The organism is Streptococcus pseudopneumoniae (genome assembly GCF_038148935.1).
Taxonomy (GTDB): Bacteria; Bacillota; Bacilli; order Lactobacillales; family Streptococcaceae; genus Streptococcus; species Streptococcus pseudopneumoniae_U.
The window spans coordinates 1-15,461 of sequence record NZ_JBBJZX010000047.1; the positions used below are offsets into that span (position 1 = coordinate 1).

At 42.5% G+C, this 15,461-nt stretch carries 18 protein-coding genes; 15 read left to right on the forward strand and 3 right to left on the reverse strand.

Annotation, left to right across the window (positions count from 1 at the left end; all coding sequences use genetic code 11):
* Window positions 1-68: 68 nt before the first annotated feature.
* A complete protein-coding gene (locus WKI42_RS06380; protein WP_001051777.1) occupies window positions 69-239 on the reverse strand; it encodes a DUF3042 family protein in 171 nt (56 codons plus the stop codon).
* Window positions 240-359: 120 nt separating this feature from the next.
* Here WKI42_RS06380 and miaA point away from each other — a divergent pair, with 120 nt between their 5' ends.
* The 5 genes from miaA to WKI42_RS06405 are packed head-to-tail and all read left to right on the forward strand — an operon-like array spanning window position 360 to window position 4,811.
* Window positions 360-1,244: a tRNA (adenosine(37)-N6)-dimethylallyltransferase MiaA gene (miaA, locus tag WKI42_RS06385; protein WP_368081472.1), complete on the forward strand. Its 885-nt coding sequence runs from the start codon at window positions 360-362 to the stop codon at window positions 1,242-1,244.
* Window positions 1,237-2,475 (forward strand): GTPase HflX, encoded by a 1,239-nt coding sequence (gene hflX / locus WKI42_RS06390; protein ID WP_368081473.1) that lies wholly within the window; start codon window positions 1,237-1,239, stop codon window positions 2,473-2,475. Before miaA ends, hflX begins: the two co-directional genes overlap by 8 nt.
* Complete coding sequence (locus WKI42_RS06395) at window positions 2,468-3,091, forward strand: cystathionine beta-lyase (protein WP_173213811.1); 624 nt, start codon at window positions 2,468-2,470, stop codon at window positions 3,089-3,091. The genes hflX and WKI42_RS06395 overlap by 8 nt, the downstream gene beginning before the upstream one ends.
* A 14-nt stretch (window positions 3,092-3,105) precedes the next feature.
* A complete protein-coding gene (rnz, locus tag WKI42_RS06400) occupies window positions 3,106-4,035 on the forward strand; it encodes a ribonuclease Z (protein WP_173213809.1) in 930 nt (309 codons plus the stop codon).
* A gap of 20 nt (window positions 4,036-4,055) precedes the next feature.
* Complete coding sequence (locus tag WKI42_RS06405; RefSeq protein ID WP_173213807.1) at window positions 4,056-4,811, forward strand: SDR family NAD(P)-dependent oxidoreductase; 756 nt, start codon at window positions 4,056-4,058, stop codon at window positions 4,809-4,811.
* 53 nt (window positions 4,812-4,864) lie between these two features.
* Here WKI42_RS06405 and WKI42_RS06410 read toward each other — a convergent pair whose 3' ends face one another.
* Window positions 4,865-5,773, reverse strand: a complete 909-nt coding sequence (locus WKI42_RS06410) for a LysR family transcriptional regulator (RefSeq protein WP_001222592.1) — start codon at window positions 5,771-5,773, stop codon at window positions 4,865-4,867.
* Window positions 5,774-5,835: 62 nt separating this feature from the next.
* Here WKI42_RS06410 and WKI42_RS06415 point away from each other — a divergent pair, with 62 nt between their 5' ends.
* The 3 genes from WKI42_RS06415 to WKI42_RS06425 all read left to right on the forward strand — a co-directional run bounded on the left by WKI42_RS06415 (window position 5,836) and on the right by WKI42_RS06425 (window position 6,805).
* Window positions 5,836-6,105: a YqgQ family protein gene (locus WKI42_RS06415; RefSeq protein ID WP_033689072.1), complete on the forward strand. Its 270-nt coding sequence runs from the start codon at window positions 5,836-5,838 to the stop codon at window positions 6,103-6,105.
* Window positions 6,105-6,485 (forward strand): rhodanese-like domain-containing protein, encoded by a 381-nt coding sequence (locus tag WKI42_RS06420; RefSeq protein WP_000259256.1) that lies wholly within the window; start codon window positions 6,105-6,107, stop codon window positions 6,483-6,485. The genes WKI42_RS06415 and WKI42_RS06420 overlap by 1 nt, the downstream gene beginning before the upstream one ends.
* A gap of 86 nt (window positions 6,486-6,571) precedes the next feature.
* Window positions 6,572-6,805: a hypothetical protein gene (locus WKI42_RS06425; RefSeq protein WP_001088017.1), complete on the forward strand. Its 234-nt coding sequence runs from the start codon at window positions 6,572-6,574 to the stop codon at window positions 6,803-6,805.
* 41 nt (window positions 6,806-6,846) lie between these two features.
* On the opposite strand, the gene WKI42_RS06430 is transcribed toward WKI42_RS06425, so the two are convergent.
* Window positions 6,847-7,572 carry a 16S rRNA pseudouridine(516) synthase gene (locus tag WKI42_RS06430; RefSeq protein ID WP_101514390.1) on the reverse strand — a complete coding sequence of 242 codons (726 nt, stop codon included), beginning with the start codon at window positions 7,570-7,572 and terminating at the stop codon, window positions 6,847-6,849.
* Window positions 7,573-7,733: 161 nt separating this feature from the next.
* Between WKI42_RS06430 and typA the strand changes: the two genes are divergently transcribed.
* From typA to pyrE, 7 genes are all read left to right on the forward strand, one after another.
* A complete protein-coding gene (typA, locus tag WKI42_RS06435; RefSeq protein WP_000164111.1) occupies window positions 7,734-9,575 on the forward strand; it encodes a translational GTPase TypA in 1,842 nt (613 codons plus the stop codon).
* A 19-nt stretch (window positions 9,576-9,594) separates the two neighbouring features.
* Entirely contained in the window at window positions 9,595-9,849 is a 255-nt protein-coding gene (locus WKI42_RS06440; protein ID WP_000262803.1) for a DUF3165 family protein, read from the forward strand.
* 115 nt (window positions 9,850-9,964) lie between these two features.
* The gene (murD, locus tag WKI42_RS06445; RefSeq protein WP_368081474.1) at window positions 9,965-11,317 is read left to right on the forward strand and encodes a UDP-N-acetylmuramoyl-L-alanine--D-glutamate ligase; all 1,353 of its coding nucleotides are present in this window, start codon (window positions 9,965-9,967) and stop codon (window positions 11,315-11,317) included.
* Between the two features lies 1 nt (window position 11,318).
* Window positions 11,319-12,377, forward strand: coding sequence for a UDP-N-acetylglucosamine--N-acetylmuramyl-(pentapeptide) pyrophosphoryl-undecaprenol N-acetylglucosamine transferase (locus WKI42_RS06450; protein WP_368081475.1), 1,059 nt, complete (start codon window positions 11,319-11,321; stop codon window positions 12,375-12,377).
* A 9-nt stretch (window positions 12,378-12,386) separates the two neighbouring features.
* Window positions 12,387-13,586 carry a cell division protein FtsQ/DivIB gene (locus tag WKI42_RS06455; RefSeq protein ID WP_368081476.1) on the forward strand — a complete coding sequence of 400 codons (1,200 nt, stop codon included), beginning with the start codon at window positions 12,387-12,389 and terminating at the stop codon, window positions 13,584-13,586.
* A 232-nt stretch (window positions 13,587-13,818) separates the two neighbouring features.
* On the forward strand, window positions 13,819-14,520 hold the full coding sequence (pyrF, locus tag WKI42_RS06460) for an orotidine-5'-phosphate decarboxylase (protein ID WP_368081477.1): 702 nt from the start codon (window positions 13,819-13,821) through the stop codon (window positions 14,518-14,520).
* A gap of 33 nt (window positions 14,521-14,553) precedes the next feature.
* Window positions 14,554-15,186 carry an orotate phosphoribosyltransferase gene (gene pyrE, locus WKI42_RS06465; RefSeq protein WP_138335561.1) on the forward strand — a complete coding sequence of 211 codons (633 nt, stop codon included), beginning with the start codon at window positions 14,554-14,556 and terminating at the stop codon, window positions 15,184-15,186.
* The last annotated feature ends 275 nt before the right edge of the window (window positions 15,187-15,461 follow it).

Here is a 15,461-nt window from a genome sequence, read left to right on the forward strand (position 1 = left end):
TTAGTTTGCTCAGTATAAAAGAATAGAAAAAAGAAGTTGAGACAATAAATCCCAACTTCTTTTGTTTTTTAACGTGATACGCGGCGGCGAGCTGCTTTTTTACGGTTTTCTTCGATGAAAGCTGCTTTTTGCTCTTCTGGTTCGATTACTTTCTTTTTAAATGCGTATACTGCACCTGCAAGTGCAGCGACAGTTCCTGCGACACCTGTTACAAGACCTTTAGCGAATCCTTTAGCCATGAGTCTTCCTCCTTTATATTCTCAATCAGCCAGTCTCCTCAAGAGGTCACATTTTTCTGACTGACCTTTTTGTGTTATAATAATAGTAACGAAAAAATGGGAATTTTTCAAGGAAAAAAGATGAAAACAAAAATAATTGTGATTGTTGGACCGACTGCTGTTGGAAAAACAGCCCTTGCCATTGAAGTGGCCAAGCGTTTTAATGGCGAAGTGGTTAGTGGAGATAGCCAGCAAGTCTATCGAGGACTTGATATTGGGACGGCTAAGGCTAGTCCAGAAGAGCAGGCAGCTGTTCCCCATCATTTAATCGATGTTAGAGAGGTAACCGAGTCTTACTCGGCTTTTGATTTTGTTTCAGAAGCTAAGATGGCTATTGAGGATATTCATAGTCGGGGCAAGCTAGCTATTATTGCTGGTGGGACTGGACTTTATATCCAGAGCTTGCTAGAAGGTTACCACCTGGGTGGGGAGACACCTCATGAGGAGATTTTGGCCTATAGGGCTAGTTTAGATCCTTATACAGATGAGGAATTAGCCCATTTGGTGGAGCAAGCAGGTCTTGAAATTCCCCAGTTTAATCGTCGTCGTGCTATGCGTGCCTTGGAAATCGCCCATTTTGGTCAGAATTTGGAAAATCAAGAGACCTTGTATGAACCATTGATTATCTGCTTGGATGATGAGCGCAGTCAGCTTTATGAGCGTATTAATCGCCGCGTGGATTTGATGTTTGAGGCTGGGCTTTTGGATGAGGCTAAGTGGCTCTTTGACCATTATCCAGATGTGCAGGCTGCTAAAGGAATTGGATATAAGGAACTCTTTCCTTATTTCCGTGGAGAGCAAACCTTGGAGGAAGCTAGTGAGAGTCTCAAACAGGCGACCCGCCGTTTTGCCAAGCGTCAGTTGACATGGTTCCGTAATCGCATGCAGGTGACCTTTTATCAGATTGGAGAATCTGGTGTACAAGACCGCATTTTAAGCCAGATAGAGGAGTTTTTAGATGATTGATACGGAAAAAAAAGAGGAGCGAGTCCTGCTCATTGGTGTAGAATTGCAGGGCATGGACAATTTTGATCTCTCTATGGAAGAATTGGCCAGTCTAGCTAAGACAGCTGGGGCAGTCGTTGTAGATAGCTACAGACAAAAACGTGAAAAGTATGATTCTAAGACCTTCGTCGGCTCTGGTAAGTTGGAAGAAATTGCCCTCATGGTGGATGCAGAAGAAATCACCACTGTCATCGTCAACAACCGTCTGACCCCAAGGCAAAATGTCAATCTAGAAGAAGTTCTGGGTGTTAAGGTCATTGACCGTATGCAGTTGATTTTGGATATCTTTGCCATGCGAGCTCGAAGCCATGAAGGGAAGCTCCAAGTTCACCTAGCCCAGCTCAAATATCTCTTGCCTCGCTTGGTTGGTCAGGGAATTATGCTCAGCCGTCAGGCAGGGGGAATTGGTTCCCGTGGTCCTGGTGAAAGCCAGCTGGAGTTGAACCGTCGTAGTGTTCGCAATCAAATCACGGATATCGAGCGCCAACTCAAGGTGGTTGAGAAAAATCGGGCCACAATCAGAGAAAAACGTCTGGAGTCCAGCACCTTTAAGATTGGTTTGATTGGTTACACCAATGCTGGGAAGTCAACTATTATGAACACCTTGACCAGTAAAACCCAGTATGAGGCTGACGAGCTCTTTGCGACTCTGGACGCGACGACTAAGAGTATCCATCTGGGGGGCAATCTTCAAGTAACTTTGACAGATACCGTGGGCTTTATCCAAGATTTGCCGACAGAGTTGGTGTCCAGTTTTAAGTCGACCTTGGAAGAAAGCAAGCATGTGGACCTTCTGGTTCATGTTATCGATGCCAGCAATCCTTACCATGAGGAGCATGAAAAAACGGTTCTGTCTATTATGAAAGACTTAGATATGGAAGATATTCCTCGCCTGACCCTCTATAATAAAGCGGATTTGGTGGAAGATTTCACGCCTACCCAAACGCCTTATGCCCTCATTTCTGCCAAGTCTGAGGATAGTCGTGAGAATTTGCAGGCTTTGTTTTTAGAGAAAATCAAGGATATTTTCGAACCCTTTACCCTGCGAGTGCCTTTTTCAAAGTCCTACAAGATTCATGATTTAGAAAGTGTTGCGATTCTTGAAGATCGTGACTACCAAGATGATGGAGAAGTGATTACAGGCTACATTTCTGAGAAAAATAAATGGAGGTTAGAGGAATTTTATGACTGATATTAAAACGTTGGCTCTAAAATATGGGGGCTATACAAATCTGGACAAGGTCTATCTGGATCAGCTTCTAGCTGGCAAGACAGAGCAGGAGCAGTTGACACTTATCACACCTCCGCCAAGTGTGGTCAATGCCTACTTTGCAGAGCTATACCAGAAAAAGAGTCCTGAGACTGCGACGAATTATTTTGCAGAAGTCAGTCAGGAACTGAATCTCTACAATGCTGAACCTAGTTTCACTCTTGAAAACAAACCTTTTATTCGCCTTAACCTGTCTGGTAAATCCTTTGGTTTTTGCTATGAGAGTGAGGGTCTGGGTCGGATTTTCTCTGAAAATGAAAAGGTAATCTCAGATGACTTGCTTTTTGAAATTGCGCAAATTTTCCCCCATCAACTGGTCTTTGAGGAGTCTGGCAAGATTTACATGAAGGCTGTTGGAGATGAGGAAGTTGTTAGCATGGAGAGTCTAACAGCTTTGACTGATTTGGAAAGCTTGGCTGATGGTCGCAAGCGTCTTAAAGGATACAGCCAAGAGGAGCTATTACAAGAAGCTACTGCTTTTTCTGGCAAGCGCTATTTCCGATCGGAAAACCGCACAGCCATGTTATATATTGATTAATTAGGAAGTATCGAATGGATATTCAATTTTTAGGAACGGGGGCTGGCCAGCCCTCTAAAGCCCGCAACGTTTCAAGTCTCGCCCTGAAACTTTTGGACGAGATTAACGAAGTCTGGCTCTTTGACTGTGGAGAAGGTACGCAAAATCGCATTCTGGAAACCACAATTAGACCACGTAAGGTCAGCAAAATCTTTATCACTCACTTGCATGGAGACCACATTTTTGGTCTGCCAGGTTTCCTTTCTAGCCGTGCCTTTCAGGCCAATGAAGAGCAGACAGATTTGGAAATCTATGGACCGCAAGGGATTAAGTCCTTTGTCTTAACCAGTCTTCGTGTGTCCGGTTCGCGCCTGCCTTACCGTATTCATTTTCATGAGTTTGACCAAGATTCTTTAGGAAAAATCCTTGAAACCGATAAATTCACGGTGTATGCAGAGGAGCTGGATCATACTATTTTCTGTGTTGGCTATCGTGTCATGCAAAAGGACCTAGAAGGTACCTTGGATGCTGAAAAGCTCAAGGCTGCTGGCGTCCCATTTGGCCCACTTTTTGGAAAAATCAAAAACGGTCAGAACGTTGTTCTCGAAGATGGGACTGAAATCAAGGCAGCTGACTATATCTCAGCGCCACGTCCAGGTAAGATTATCACTATTCTTGGTGACACCCGAAAAACTAGTGCCAGTGTGCGTCTGGCTGTTAATGCCGATGTCCTTGTCCATGAATCCACTTATGGCAAGGGTGATGAAAAAATTGCTCGTAACCATGGCCACTCTACTAACATGCAAGCTGCACAAGTAGCGGTAGAAGCAGGTGCCAAACGCCTCTTGCTCAACCATATCAGTGCCCGTTTTCTCTCAAAAGATATCAGCAAACTCAAGAAAGACGCTGCTAGTGTTTTTGAAAATGTCCATGTGGTCAAAGACTTGGAAGAAGTGGAAATCTAAAAGCTTGAGAAAGGATAAGTATGTCTACTATTCTCATTACCGGAGCTAGCGGTGGTCTAGCCCAAGAAATGGTCAAACTCCTGCCCAATGACCAACTCATCTTGCTTGGTCGAAATAAGGAAAAATTAGTCCAAATCTACAGAAATCATCCCTGTGCAGAATTGATTGAAATCGATATTACCGATGATTCAGCCTTAGAAACTCTGGTAACTGACCTCTATCTCCGCTATGGCAAGATTGATGTCTTGATTAACAACGCTGGTTACGGGATTTTTGAGGAATTTGACCAGATTTCCGACCAAGATATTCATCAGATGTTCGAGGTCAATACCTTTGCCCTAATGAATCTGTCTCGTCGCCTTGCGGCTCGAATGAAGGAAAGTCGAAAAGGCCATATCATCAATATTGTTAGCATGGCAGGTTTGATCGCTACTGGCAAGTCTAGTCTCTACTCAGCGACCAAGTTTGCGGCCATTGGTTTTTCAAATGCTCTGCGCCTCGAACTCATGTCCTATGGTGTTTATGTAACGACGGTTAATCCAGGACCAATCCGAACAGGATTTTTTGACCAAGCCGACCCAGATGGTACCTATCTTAAGTCGGTTGAACGCTTCCTGCTAGAGTCAGATGCAGTGGCTAAAAAGATTGTCAAGATTATAGGAAAAAACAAACGAGAACTCAATCTACCGATGTTGTTGAACCTAGCCCATAAGTTTTATACCCTCTTTCCTAAGCTAGCTGATAAGTTGGCAGGGGAGACTTTTAATTATAAGTAAAAAGAACCAATATGCAGGTTGTTGCTAGCCTACATATTGGTTCTTATCATTTATCAACTATCAAACTGGACTTCTTCTAGTAGATAGTCGATAAAGCGTTCGCCCATCTTAGATAGGCTGGTTTTCTCATGCTGGATATAGACCAGTTCAATTGGGTCATCAATATCCAGTGGGATAGAAACGATATTGTCTCCGTTGAGGTTGCTGTTCAAAATCCCTGTTGCAATGGTATATCCATCCAAACCAATCAAGAGATTAAAGAGGGTAGCACGGTCGCTGACTACGATGGATTTCTTGTGGTGTTCTTGGGAAAGAATCTCTTCTGAAAAGTAGAAGGAGTTGTGCGTCCCTTGGTCATAGCTGAGATAAGGGAAGTTTTCCAAATCAGATAGTTTGACCTTGTCTTTCTTTGCCAGAGGATTGGTCTTGCTGACAAAGATATGCGGTTGTGCTGTGAAGAGATGGTGAGCCAGCAGATGATTGTCATCCAGCATCTTGGTTAAAACATCACGGTTGTAGCTGTTCAAAAATAGGACACCGACCTCACTACGGAAGTTCTTGACGTCATCGATAATTTCCCAAGTACGAGTTTCACGAAGGAAGAGTTCGTATTTTTCCATATCGCTTTTCTTGAGTAGCGATACAAAGGCATTGACCACAAAGGCATAGTGTTGAGACGAAACGCTAAAGAGTTCACGGTGGGCGACAGGATTTTTATAGCGTTCCTCCAGAAGCTGAGTTTGCTCGACAACCTGACGGGCATAAGAGAGAAACTCCATTCCATCACGGGTCAGGGTAATGCCCTTGGGATTGCGGATAAAGATTTCAATACCCATTTCATTTTCCAAATCTCTCACAGCATTGGAAAGACTCGGCTGAGTGATAAAGAGTTGCTTGGCTGCCTCATTCATGGAGCCAGTTTCGACGATTTTGATAATATAATGTAATTGTTGAATTCTCATGTTTTTATTGTACCACACTTGCGTCAGAATCGCCAAGGAAGATAGGAAAATCAAGGTATTGTGTGAGTCTCTTCTTGAAAAAAACACAAAAATTTGCTAGAATGAGTCTTATGAAAACATTCTATGATGTGCAGCAATTCCTCAAACGATTTGGTATTATTGTTTATATGGGAAAACGCTTATATGATATTGAACTGATGAAGTTGGAACTCTCTCGGATTTACGATGCAGGGCTGATGGACAAACTGGATTATCTGGAAGCGGAAGCGGTTCTTCGCAGAGAGCACAAGGTAGAATTGGATTATATTGAGAAAAATGGAGAAAAGAACTAATGGTTACTTGGATTTTGTGGGCACTTATACTGGCAATGTTGGCGTGGATGGGCTTTAACTATCTTCGTATTCGCCGTGCGGCTAAAATTGTGGATAATGAGGAATTTGAAGCCTTGATTCGTACAGGTCAATTGATTGATTTGCGTGATCCAGCAGAATTCCACAGAAAACATATCCTTGGTGCCCGTAATATTCCTTCAAGTCAGTTGAAGACTAGTCTTGCAGCCCTGCGTAAAGACAAACCTGTCCTTCTCTACGAAAACCAACGTGCGCAACGTGTCACAAATGCGGCCCTTTACTTGAAAAAACAAGGTTTTTCTGAGATTTATATCCTTTCTTATGGTTTGGATTCTTGGAAAGGGAAAGTGAAGACTAGCTAACATTCTGTAAAAATCTGTCGAATGATAGATAAAGCTAGCATTTTATGGTATCATCATTTATATTAATTTTAAGGAGATTTTATAATATGAATTCACAAGAAAAGAAAAAACCTTCACTTATTTTAGGTATCTTATCTATCGTCCTTGGTTTGCTTTCTCCAATAGTGAGTCTGATTTTGGGGATCATAGGATTGGTTTTGGCTTTTTCATACCAAAAAGAATCTGGACTGGACTATAAAACAGAAAAAATTCTCAACATCGTAGGACTTGTAGTTTCTGTTCTTAACTGGATTCTAACAATCGCAGTAGTTTTTAGATAAGCAAAAAACAAAAAAGCTTTAGTTTTAAAGCTTTTTTTATTTTATCGACTCATCTCTAAATAGTTTTTAATGATTTGTAACTCTTTTTGGTTCAAAGGGAGGTAGTTACCTTCTGCTAAATCTGGGTTCAATGTAAAGTCCCCAAATTGGATTCTCTTGAGGCTAGTCACCTTAACACCAACCGAGAGGAACATTTTCTTGATTTGATGAAATTTTCCTTCTGAAATGGTGATAGAGGCTTGACTGAGGGAGGGACTTGCAGATAGAATCTCTAGTTTTGCGGGTTTACAGACAGTACCATCTAAAAAGACAATTCCCTTTTGAAAGGCTTGGATATGGTCAGGTGTTAGAAGTCCATTAACCTGGACTTGGTAAGTCTTATCGACATGATATTGGGGATGGAGGAGCTGAAAGCCCAAGGGACCGTTATCGGTCAAGAGGAGGAGTCCCGTTGTATCTCGGTCCAGTCGGCCAACGGCATAGAGCTTGTCAGACTGGATGTCAGATGGAAGCAGATCCATGACGGTCGGAAGTTCCTTGTCTTTGTTGGCTGTAACGACACCAGCAGGTTTATGAAGCATAAGATAGGTGTGTTCATAGCCTTGAATGATTCGATCCTGAAAAAGGAGTTCTTGTAGTCCTGTATCGATATTTTGAGCTAGGGATCGGGCTGGGCAACCATCGACTAGAATTTCCCCTTTTAGTAAGGCTTGTTTCATGGCCTTTCGGCTGATTTTTTCTTGAGCTAATAAATTATCTAAACGCATACTGTGCCTATCTTATCATAAGTCGCTTGCTTTGAAAAGGCTTGACGTGAAAAGAAAAGCATAGTGAAAACATTTACACTTGCTTGAGTTATGTTATTTACTTGAAATTATGGTATAATCGTTCAGTTAGAAAATAAATTTTGAATATTATAGAGGAAATCATGACAAAATTAAGAGAAGATATCCGTAACATTGCGATTATCGCCCACGTTGACCACGGTAAAACAACCCTCGTTGACGAATTATTGAAACAGTCAGAAACGCTTGATGCACGTACTGAATTGGCAGAGCGTGCTATGGACTCAAACGATATCGAAAAAGAGCGTGGAATTACCATCCTTGCTAAAAATACAGCCGTTGCCTACAACGGAACTCGTATTAACATCATGGACACACCAGGACACGCGGACTTTGGTGGAGAAGTTGAGCGTATCATGAAAATGGTTGACGGTGTTGTTTTGGTCGTAGATGCCTACGAAGGAACAATGCCACAGACTCGTTTCGTATTGAAAAAAGCTTTGGAACAAGACCTTGTCCCAATCGTGGTTGTTAACAAAATCGACAAACCATCAGCTCGTCCAGCAGAAGTAGTGGACGAAGTCTTGGAACTGTTCATCGAGCTTGGTGCTGATGACGACCAGCTTGACTTCCCAGTGGTGTATGCTTCAGCTATCAACGGGACTTCTTCATTGTCAGATGATCCAGCTGACCAGGAAGCTACTATGGCACCAATCTTTGACACGATTATCGACCATATCCCAGCTCCAGTAGATAACTCAGATGAGCCTTTGCAGTTCCAAGTATCACTTTTGGACTACAATGACTTCGTTGGTCGTATCGGTATCGGTCGTGTCTTCCGTGGTACTGTTAAGGTTGGGGACCAAGTTACCCTTTCTAAACTTGACGGCACAACTAAAAACTTCCGTGTTACAAAACTCTTCGGTTTCTTTGGTTTGGAACGTCGTGAAATCCAAGAAGCAAAAGCAGGTGATTTGATTGCCGTTTCTGGTATGGAAGATATCTTTGTCGGTGAAACTATCACTCCGACAGATGCAGTTGAAGCTCTTCCAATCCTACACATCGATGAGCCAACTCTTCAAATGACTTTCTTGGTTAACAACTCACCATTTGCTGGTAAAGAAGGTAAATGGGTAACTTCTCGTAAGGTAGAAGAACGCCTGCAGGCAGAATTGCAAACAGACGTTTCCCTTCGTGTTGACCCAACTGATTCACCAGATAAATGGACTGTTTCAGGACGTGGAGAATTGCACTTGTCAATCCTTATCGAAACAATGCGTCGTGAGGGATATGAACTTCAAGTATCTCGTCCAGAAGTTATCGTAAAAGAAATCGACGGTGTTAAATGTGAGCCATTTGAGCGTGTACAAATCGACACTCCAGAAGAATACCAAGGGTCTGTTATCCAAAGCCTTTCTGAACGTAAGGGTGAAATGTTGGATATGATTTCAACTGGTAATGGTCAAACTCGTTTGGTCTTCCTTGTTCCAGCGCGTGGTTTGATTGGATACTCAACTGAGTTCTTGTCAATGACTCGTGGTTACGGTATCATGAACCATACCTTCGACCAATACTTGCCATTGATTCCAGGTGAAATTGGTGGTCGTCACCGTGGTGCCCTTGTTTCTATCGATGCTGGTAAGGCTACAACTTACTCAATCATGTCTATCGAAGAACGCGGTACGATCTTTGTCAACCCAGGTACTGAGGTTTACGAAGGAATGATTATCGGTGAAAACTCTCGTGAAAATGACTTGACAGTTAACATCACTAAGGCCAAACAAATGACTAACGTTCGTTCAGCTACTAAGGACCAAACAGCTGTTATCAAGACACCTCGTATCTTGACACTTGAAGAGTCTCTTGAGTTCTTGAACGACGACGAGTACATGGAAGTAACGCCTGAGTCTATCCGTTTGCGTAAACAAATCCTTAACAAAGCAGAGCGTGAGAAAGCTAACAAGAAGAAAAAATCAGCTGAATAAGAGCTAGAAAGAGAGAAAGATGGTCTATTTAGTCCTAGGGATTTTACTGCTCCTACTCTATGTATTTGCGACACCAGAAAGCATTAAAGGGACAGTCAATATCGTCGCTATGGTATGTATTTTAGTGGCACTTTTGGTTTTGTTGGCTCTATCTTTTCTGAAAATTTTTCAATTACCAACAGAAATATTCCTAGCAATAGCCATGTTAATCCTAGCTTACTTTAGTGTGAGAGACATCACGCTCATGCCAGTCAAAAAAAGTAAAAGAAGATAAAAAAGAGAGTTTCGGCTCTCTTTTTGCTTGTTAGAATGCCTAATCTGAGCATTTTCATTTAGAATTATTTCCATAAAAATGGTAAAATAGTAGGAGTAGAAATGGAGTTCGAGACATGAAAGTAATAGACCAATTTAAAAATAAGAAAGTCCTAGTTTTAGGTTTGGCCAAGTCTGGTGAATCTGCAGCTCGTTTGTTGGACAAGCTAGGCGCCATAGTGACAGTAAATGACGGAAAACCTTTCGAGGACAATCCAGCTGCCCAAAGTTTGCTGGAAGAAGGGATCAAGGTCATTACAGGTGGCCATCCTTTGGAACTCTTGGATGAAGAGTTTGCCCTTATGGTGAAAAATCCAGGCATCCCCTATAGCAATCCTATGATTGAAAAGGCTTTGGCAAAGGGAATTCCAGTCTTGACTGAGGTGGAATTGGCTTACTTGATTTCAGAAGCGCCCATTATCGGTATCACAGGTTCAAATGGAAAAACAACCACAACGACTATGATTGGGGAAGTTTTGACTGCTGCTGGACAACATGGTCTTTTATCAGGGAATATCGGCTATCCAGCTAGTCAAGTGGCCCAAACTGCGACAGATAAGGATACGCTTGTCATGGAGCTTTCTTCTTTCCAACTCATGGGCGTTCAAGAATTCCATCCAGAGATTGCAGTAATTACCAACCTCATGCCAACTCATATCGATTATCATGGGTCATTTGAGGAATATGTGGCAGCCAAGTGGAATATCCAGAACAAGATGACAGCGGCTGATTTTCTTGTCTTGAACTTTAACCAAGACTTGACAAAAGAATTGGCAAGAAAAACACAAGCTACCGTTGTACCATTCTCAACACTGGAAAAGGTTGATGGAGCTTATCTGGAAGATGGTCAACTCTACTTCCGTGGGGAAGTGGTCATGGCAGCGAATGAAATCGGAGTTCCAGGTAGCCATAATGTAGAAAATGCCCTTGCGACTATTGCTGTAGCCAAGCTTCGTGGTGTGGATAATCAAACTATCAAAGAAACTCTTTCAGCCTTTGGAGGTGTCAAACACCGTCTCCAATTTGTGGATGAAATCAAGGGTGTGAAGTTCTATAATGATAGCAAATCAACCAATATCTTGGCTACTCAAAAAGCCTTGTCAGGATTTGACAACCGCAAGGTCATTTTGATTGCAGGTGGTTTGGACCGTGGCAATGAGTTTGACGAATTGGTGCCAGACATTACTGGACTCAAGAAGATGGTCATCCTGGGTCAGTCTGCCGAACGTGTCAAACGGGCAGCAGATAAGGCTGGTGTGGCTTATGTGGATGCGACTGATATTGCTGATGCGACCCGCAAGGCCTACGAGCTTGCGACTCAAGGAGACGTGGTTCTTCTTAGTCCAGCCAATGCCAGCTGGGATATGTATGCTAACTTTGAAGTACGTGGCGACCTCTTTATCGACACAGTAGCGGAGTTAAAGGAATAATATGAAAAAAATTGTCTTTACAGGTGGGGGGACGGTTGGACACGTGACCCTCAACCTTTTGTTAATGCCCAAGTTCATCGAAGATGGTTGGGAAGTCCACTATATCGGGGACAAGCGTGGTATTGAACACCAAGAAATCCTCAAGTCGGGCTTGGATGTCACTTTCCACTCCATTGCGACTGGAAAATTGCGTCGCTATTTCTCTTGGCAAAATATGATGGACGTCTTTAAAGTTGGCTGGGGAATTGTCCAATCGCTCTTTATCATGTTGCGACTTCGTCCACAGGCCCTTTTTTCAAAGGGAGGCTTTGTCTCAGTGCCGCCTGTTATCGCAGCGCGTGTTTCAGGAGTTCCTGTCTTTATTCACGAATCGGACCTGTCTATGGGATTGGCCAATAAAATCGCCTATAAATTTGCGACTAAGATGTATTCAACCTTTGAGCAAGCTTCAAGTTTGTCTAAGGTCGAGCATGTGGGAGCAGTGACCAAGGTTTCAGACCAAAAAAATCCAGAACCAGATGAATTGGTGGATATTCAAACCCACTTTAATCCCCAATTGCCAACTGTATTGTTTGTCGGTGGTTCTGCAGGTGCTCGTGTCTTTAACCAATTGGTGACAGACCATAAGAAAGAACTGACAGAGCGCTACAATATTATCAACTTAACTGGAGATTCTAGCCTGAACGAGTTGAGCCAAAATATTTTTCGTGTTGACTATGTGACCAATCTCTATCAACCCTTGATGGAATTGGCTGATATTGTTGTGACACGAGGTGGCGCTAATACGATTTTTGAGCTCTTGGCTATGGCAAAATTACATGTCATTGTGCCACTTGGTCGTGAAGCAAGTCGTGGTGACCAGATTGAAAATGCAGCTTACTTTGTAAAAAAAGGCTATGCAGAAGAGCTTCAAGAAAGCGATTTGACCTTGGATAGTTTGGAAGAGAAGCTTTCTCACTTACTAAGTCACAAGGAAGACTATCAAACTAAGATGAAGGCTTCTAAGGAATTGAAATCTCTAGCAGATTTTTATCAATTGTTGAAAAAAGATTTATCATAAGGAAAGTAAATGTCAAAAGATAAGAAAAATGAGGGCAAAGAAATCCTCGAAGAATTTAAAGAGTTATCAGAATGGCAGAAACGAAACCAAGAATATCTAAAAAAGAAGGCTGAAGAAGAGGCAGCCCTAGCTGAGGAGAAGGAAAAGGAAAGACAAGCTCGAATGGCTTCGAAATCTGAAAAGTCAGATGCAACTGAGGACCAGGAGAGTGAATCTGATCCAAAAGACCCAAAATTAGCTAAGGACGAGTCTGAAGAAAAAGTAGAATCCTCAGAGGGTGACAAAGAGGAAGAAGAGATAGAAGAATCAGGGTCTAAAGAGAAGGAGGAACAGGATAAAAATCTTGCTAAAAAGGCTCCAAAGGAAAAAGCAGCCAAAGCAAAGATTCCTGGCCTCCATATCTTGCGAGCTCTAACGATTTTATTTCCAAGTCTGCTTTTATTGATTATCTCTGCCTACCTACTCAGTCCTTATGCGACCATGAAGGATATCCGTGTTGAGGGAACGATGCACACTACGGCTGATGATATCCGACAGGCTTCAGGCATTCAGGATTCGGATTATACGATTGACCTTCTGCTAGATAAGGCAAAATATGAAGAGCAGATCAAGTCTAACTATTGGGTGGAATCAGCTCAGCTTGTCTATCAATTTCCAACTAAGTTCACTATCAAGGTTAAGGAATATGATATTGTGGCCTACTATATTTCTGGTGAAAACCATTATCCTATTCTTTCCAGTGGTCAGCTTGAGACCAGTGCTGTGAGTTTGGTCAGTCTGCCAGAAACTTATATATCAGTTCTCTTTAATGACAGCGAACAAATCAAGGCTTTTGTCTCAGAACTTGCTCAAATTAGCCCAGAACTCAAGGCAGAGATCCAAAAGGTGGAACTAGCCCCAAGCAAGGTGACTTCCGATTTAATTCGATTGACTATGAATGATTCGGACGAAGTCTTGGTTCCCCTGTCTGAAATGAGTAAGAAATTACCTTACTACAGTAAGATTAAACCTCAATTGTCAGAACCGAGTGTGGTCGACATGGAAGCTGGAATCTATAGCTACACTGTAGCGGATAAATTGATTATGGAAGCTGAGGAAAAAGCCAAACAAGAGGCTAAGGAAGCCGAGAAAAAACGGGAAGAAGAACAGAAAAAACAAGAGGAAGAGAGCAATCGAAACCAAACGACCCAGCGCTCATCGCGTCGCTAGTCTTACCTTTTCTCCTATAGCTCTTTAGTTTCCATGTTTTTACTTGACAAGTGCTAGTAGAAATAATAGAATAATAGAAAACCTTTAAAGCAGTCCAGAGAGGCAGCTAAGGTTAGACGGTGAAAGGGTGGAGACTACCCATTTTTCGTGGAACCTTGCTGTTGGCAGGTTCCTTTTTTCGTGGTTTCTGTTGGCCAGATTCTCTCACTAGCAAAGGTAAAAGGAGAAACCTATGCGAGAACATCGTCCAGTCATTGCTCTTGATTTTCCTAGTTTTGAGGCAGTCAAGGAATTCTTAGCTCTTTTTCCAGAGGAAGAAAGACTTTATCTCAAGGTAGGGATGGAGCTTTATTACGCAGTGGGGCCTGAGATTGTCTCCTACTTAAAAGGCTTGGGTCACAGTGTCTTTTTGGATCTCAAGCTTCATGACATTCCCAATACAGTTAAGTCAGCCATGAAGGTCCTGTCTCAGCTTGGTGTGGATATGACCAATGTTCATGCGGCTGGTGGTGTAGAGATGATGAAGGCTGCGCGTGAAGGTCTTGGAAGTCAAGCTAAATTGATTGCAGTCACTCAGCTGACCTCAACCTCAGAAGAGCAGATGCAGGATTTTCAAAATATTCAAACCAGTCTGCAAGAGTCAGTGATCCACTATGCCAAGAAGACAGCTGACGCTGGCTTGGATGGAGTCGTTTGCTCAGCTCAGGAAGTGCAAGTCATCAAGCAGGCTACCAATCCAGATTTTATCTGTCTGACACCGGGGATTCGTCCAGCAGGTGCTGCAGTTGGAGACCAAAAACGCGTGATGACGCCAGCAGATGCCTATCAAATCGGTAGTGACTATATCGTAGTGGGACGTCCCATTACCCAAGCTGAGGATCCTGTTGTAGCTTATCATGCCATCAAGGATGAATGGACACAGGACTGGAATTAAAGAACTAGATTAGAAAAATAAAAGGAGAAGACCATGACACTTGCTAAAGATATAGCTAGCCACCTCTTGAAAATTCAAGCCGTTTACCTCAAACCAGAGGAGCCTTTCACTTGGGCATCTGGTATCAAGTCGCCTATTTACACAGATAACCGTGTAACTCTTGCATATCCAGAAACTCGTACTCTCATTGAAAATGGTTTTGTGGATGCTATCAAAGAAGCCTTTCCTGAGGTTGAGGTGATTGCAGGAACTGCAACAGCAGGGATTCCACACGGAGCTATTATTGCTGACAAGATGAATCTGCCATTTGCCTACATCCGTAGCAAACCAAAAGACCACGGAGCTGGTAATCAAATCGAAGGTCGCGTAGCTCAAGGTCAAAAAATGGTAGTGGTTGAAGACCTCATTTCAACTGGTGGTTCTGTTCTCGAGGCCGTAGCAGCCGCTAAACGCGAAGGAGCAGATGTGCTTGGAGTAGTAGCGATTTTCAGCTACCAATTACCAAAAGCAGATAAGAACTTTGCTGATGCAGGTGTGAAATTGGTAACACTTTCAAACTATAGCGAGCTTATCCATCTAGCCCAAGAAGAAGGCTATATCACACCAGAAGGATTGGATCTCCTAAAACGCTTTAAAGAAGACCAAGAAAATTGGCAAGAGGTGTAAAAAAATCAAAAGACTAAAAGGTTAAAAATTATACTATTCTGTCATATCAGGTATATGGATGACAAGATTCAAGTTGTTAATGTTTTTTACGTCAATTGTTTAAGTTTTAGATTTGCTTGGCTTGCTCTTATATAAAAAGTAGCACACGTCATGAAAGTTACAAGGGTTAAAGTGTAATCCATAAACATGGTCAGATTACTTTTATGAGATTTTGGAATTTCTTGCTTATCCCAGTCTTTTCAGTGATTTGGCTCAGTGATTTTAGCGTCAAGTCC

Coding starts and splice junctions, on each gene's coding strand:
- WKI42_RS06380 (WP_001051777.1), bottom strand. CDS start 239: ATGGCTAAAGGATTCGCTAAAGGTCTTGTAACAGGTGTCGCAGGAACT.
- miaA (WP_368081472.1), top strand. CDS start 360: ATGAAAACAAAAATAATTGTGATTGTTGGACCGACTGCTGTTGGAAAA.
- hflX (WP_368081473.1), top strand. CDS start 1,237: ATGATTGATACGGAAAAAAAAGAGGAGCGAGTCCTGCTCATTGGTGTA.
- WKI42_RS06395 (WP_173213811.1), top strand. CDS start 2,468: ATGACTGATATTAAAACGTTGGCTCTAAAATATGGGGGCTATACAAAT.
- rnz (WP_173213809.1), top strand. CDS start 3,106: ATGGATATTCAATTTTTAGGAACGGGGGCTGGCCAGCCCTCTAAAGCC.
- WKI42_RS06405 (WP_173213807.1), top strand. CDS start 4,056: ATGTCTACTATTCTCATTACCGGAGCTAGCGGTGGTCTAGCCCAAGAA.
- WKI42_RS06410 (WP_001222592.1), bottom strand. CDS start 5,773: ATGAGAATTCAACAATTACATTATATTATCAAAATCGTCGAAACTGGC.
- WKI42_RS06420 (WP_000259256.1), top strand. CDS start 6,105: ATGGTTACTTGGATTTTGTGGGCACTTATACTGGCAATGTTGGCGTGG.
- WKI42_RS06425 (WP_001088017.1), top strand. CDS start 6,572: ATGAATTCACAAGAAAAGAAAAAACCTTCACTTATTTTAGGTATCTTA.
- WKI42_RS06430 (WP_101514390.1), bottom strand. CDS start 7,572: ATGCGTTTAGATAATTTATTAGCTCAAGAAAAAATCAGCCGAAAGGCC.
- typA (WP_000164111.1), top strand. CDS start 7,734: ATGACAAAATTAAGAGAAGATATCCGTAACATTGCGATTATCGCCCAC.
- WKI42_RS06440 (WP_000262803.1), top strand. CDS start 9,595: ATGGTCTATTTAGTCCTAGGGATTTTACTGCTCCTACTCTATGTATTT.
- murD (WP_368081474.1), top strand. CDS start 9,965: ATGAAAGTAATAGACCAATTTAAAAATAAGAAAGTCCTAGTTTTAGGT.
- WKI42_RS06450 (WP_368081475.1), top strand. CDS start 11,319: ATGAAAAAAATTGTCTTTACAGGTGGGGGGACGGTTGGACACGTGACC.
- WKI42_RS06455 (WP_368081476.1), top strand. CDS start 12,387: ATGTCAAAAGATAAGAAAAATGAGGGCAAAGAAATCCTCGAAGAATTT.
- pyrF (WP_368081477.1), top strand. CDS start 13,819: ATGCGAGAACATCGTCCAGTCATTGCTCTTGATTTTCCTAGTTTTGAG.
- pyrE (WP_138335561.1), top strand. CDS start 14,554: ATGACACTTGCTAAAGATATAGCTAGCCACCTCTTGAAAATTCAAGCC.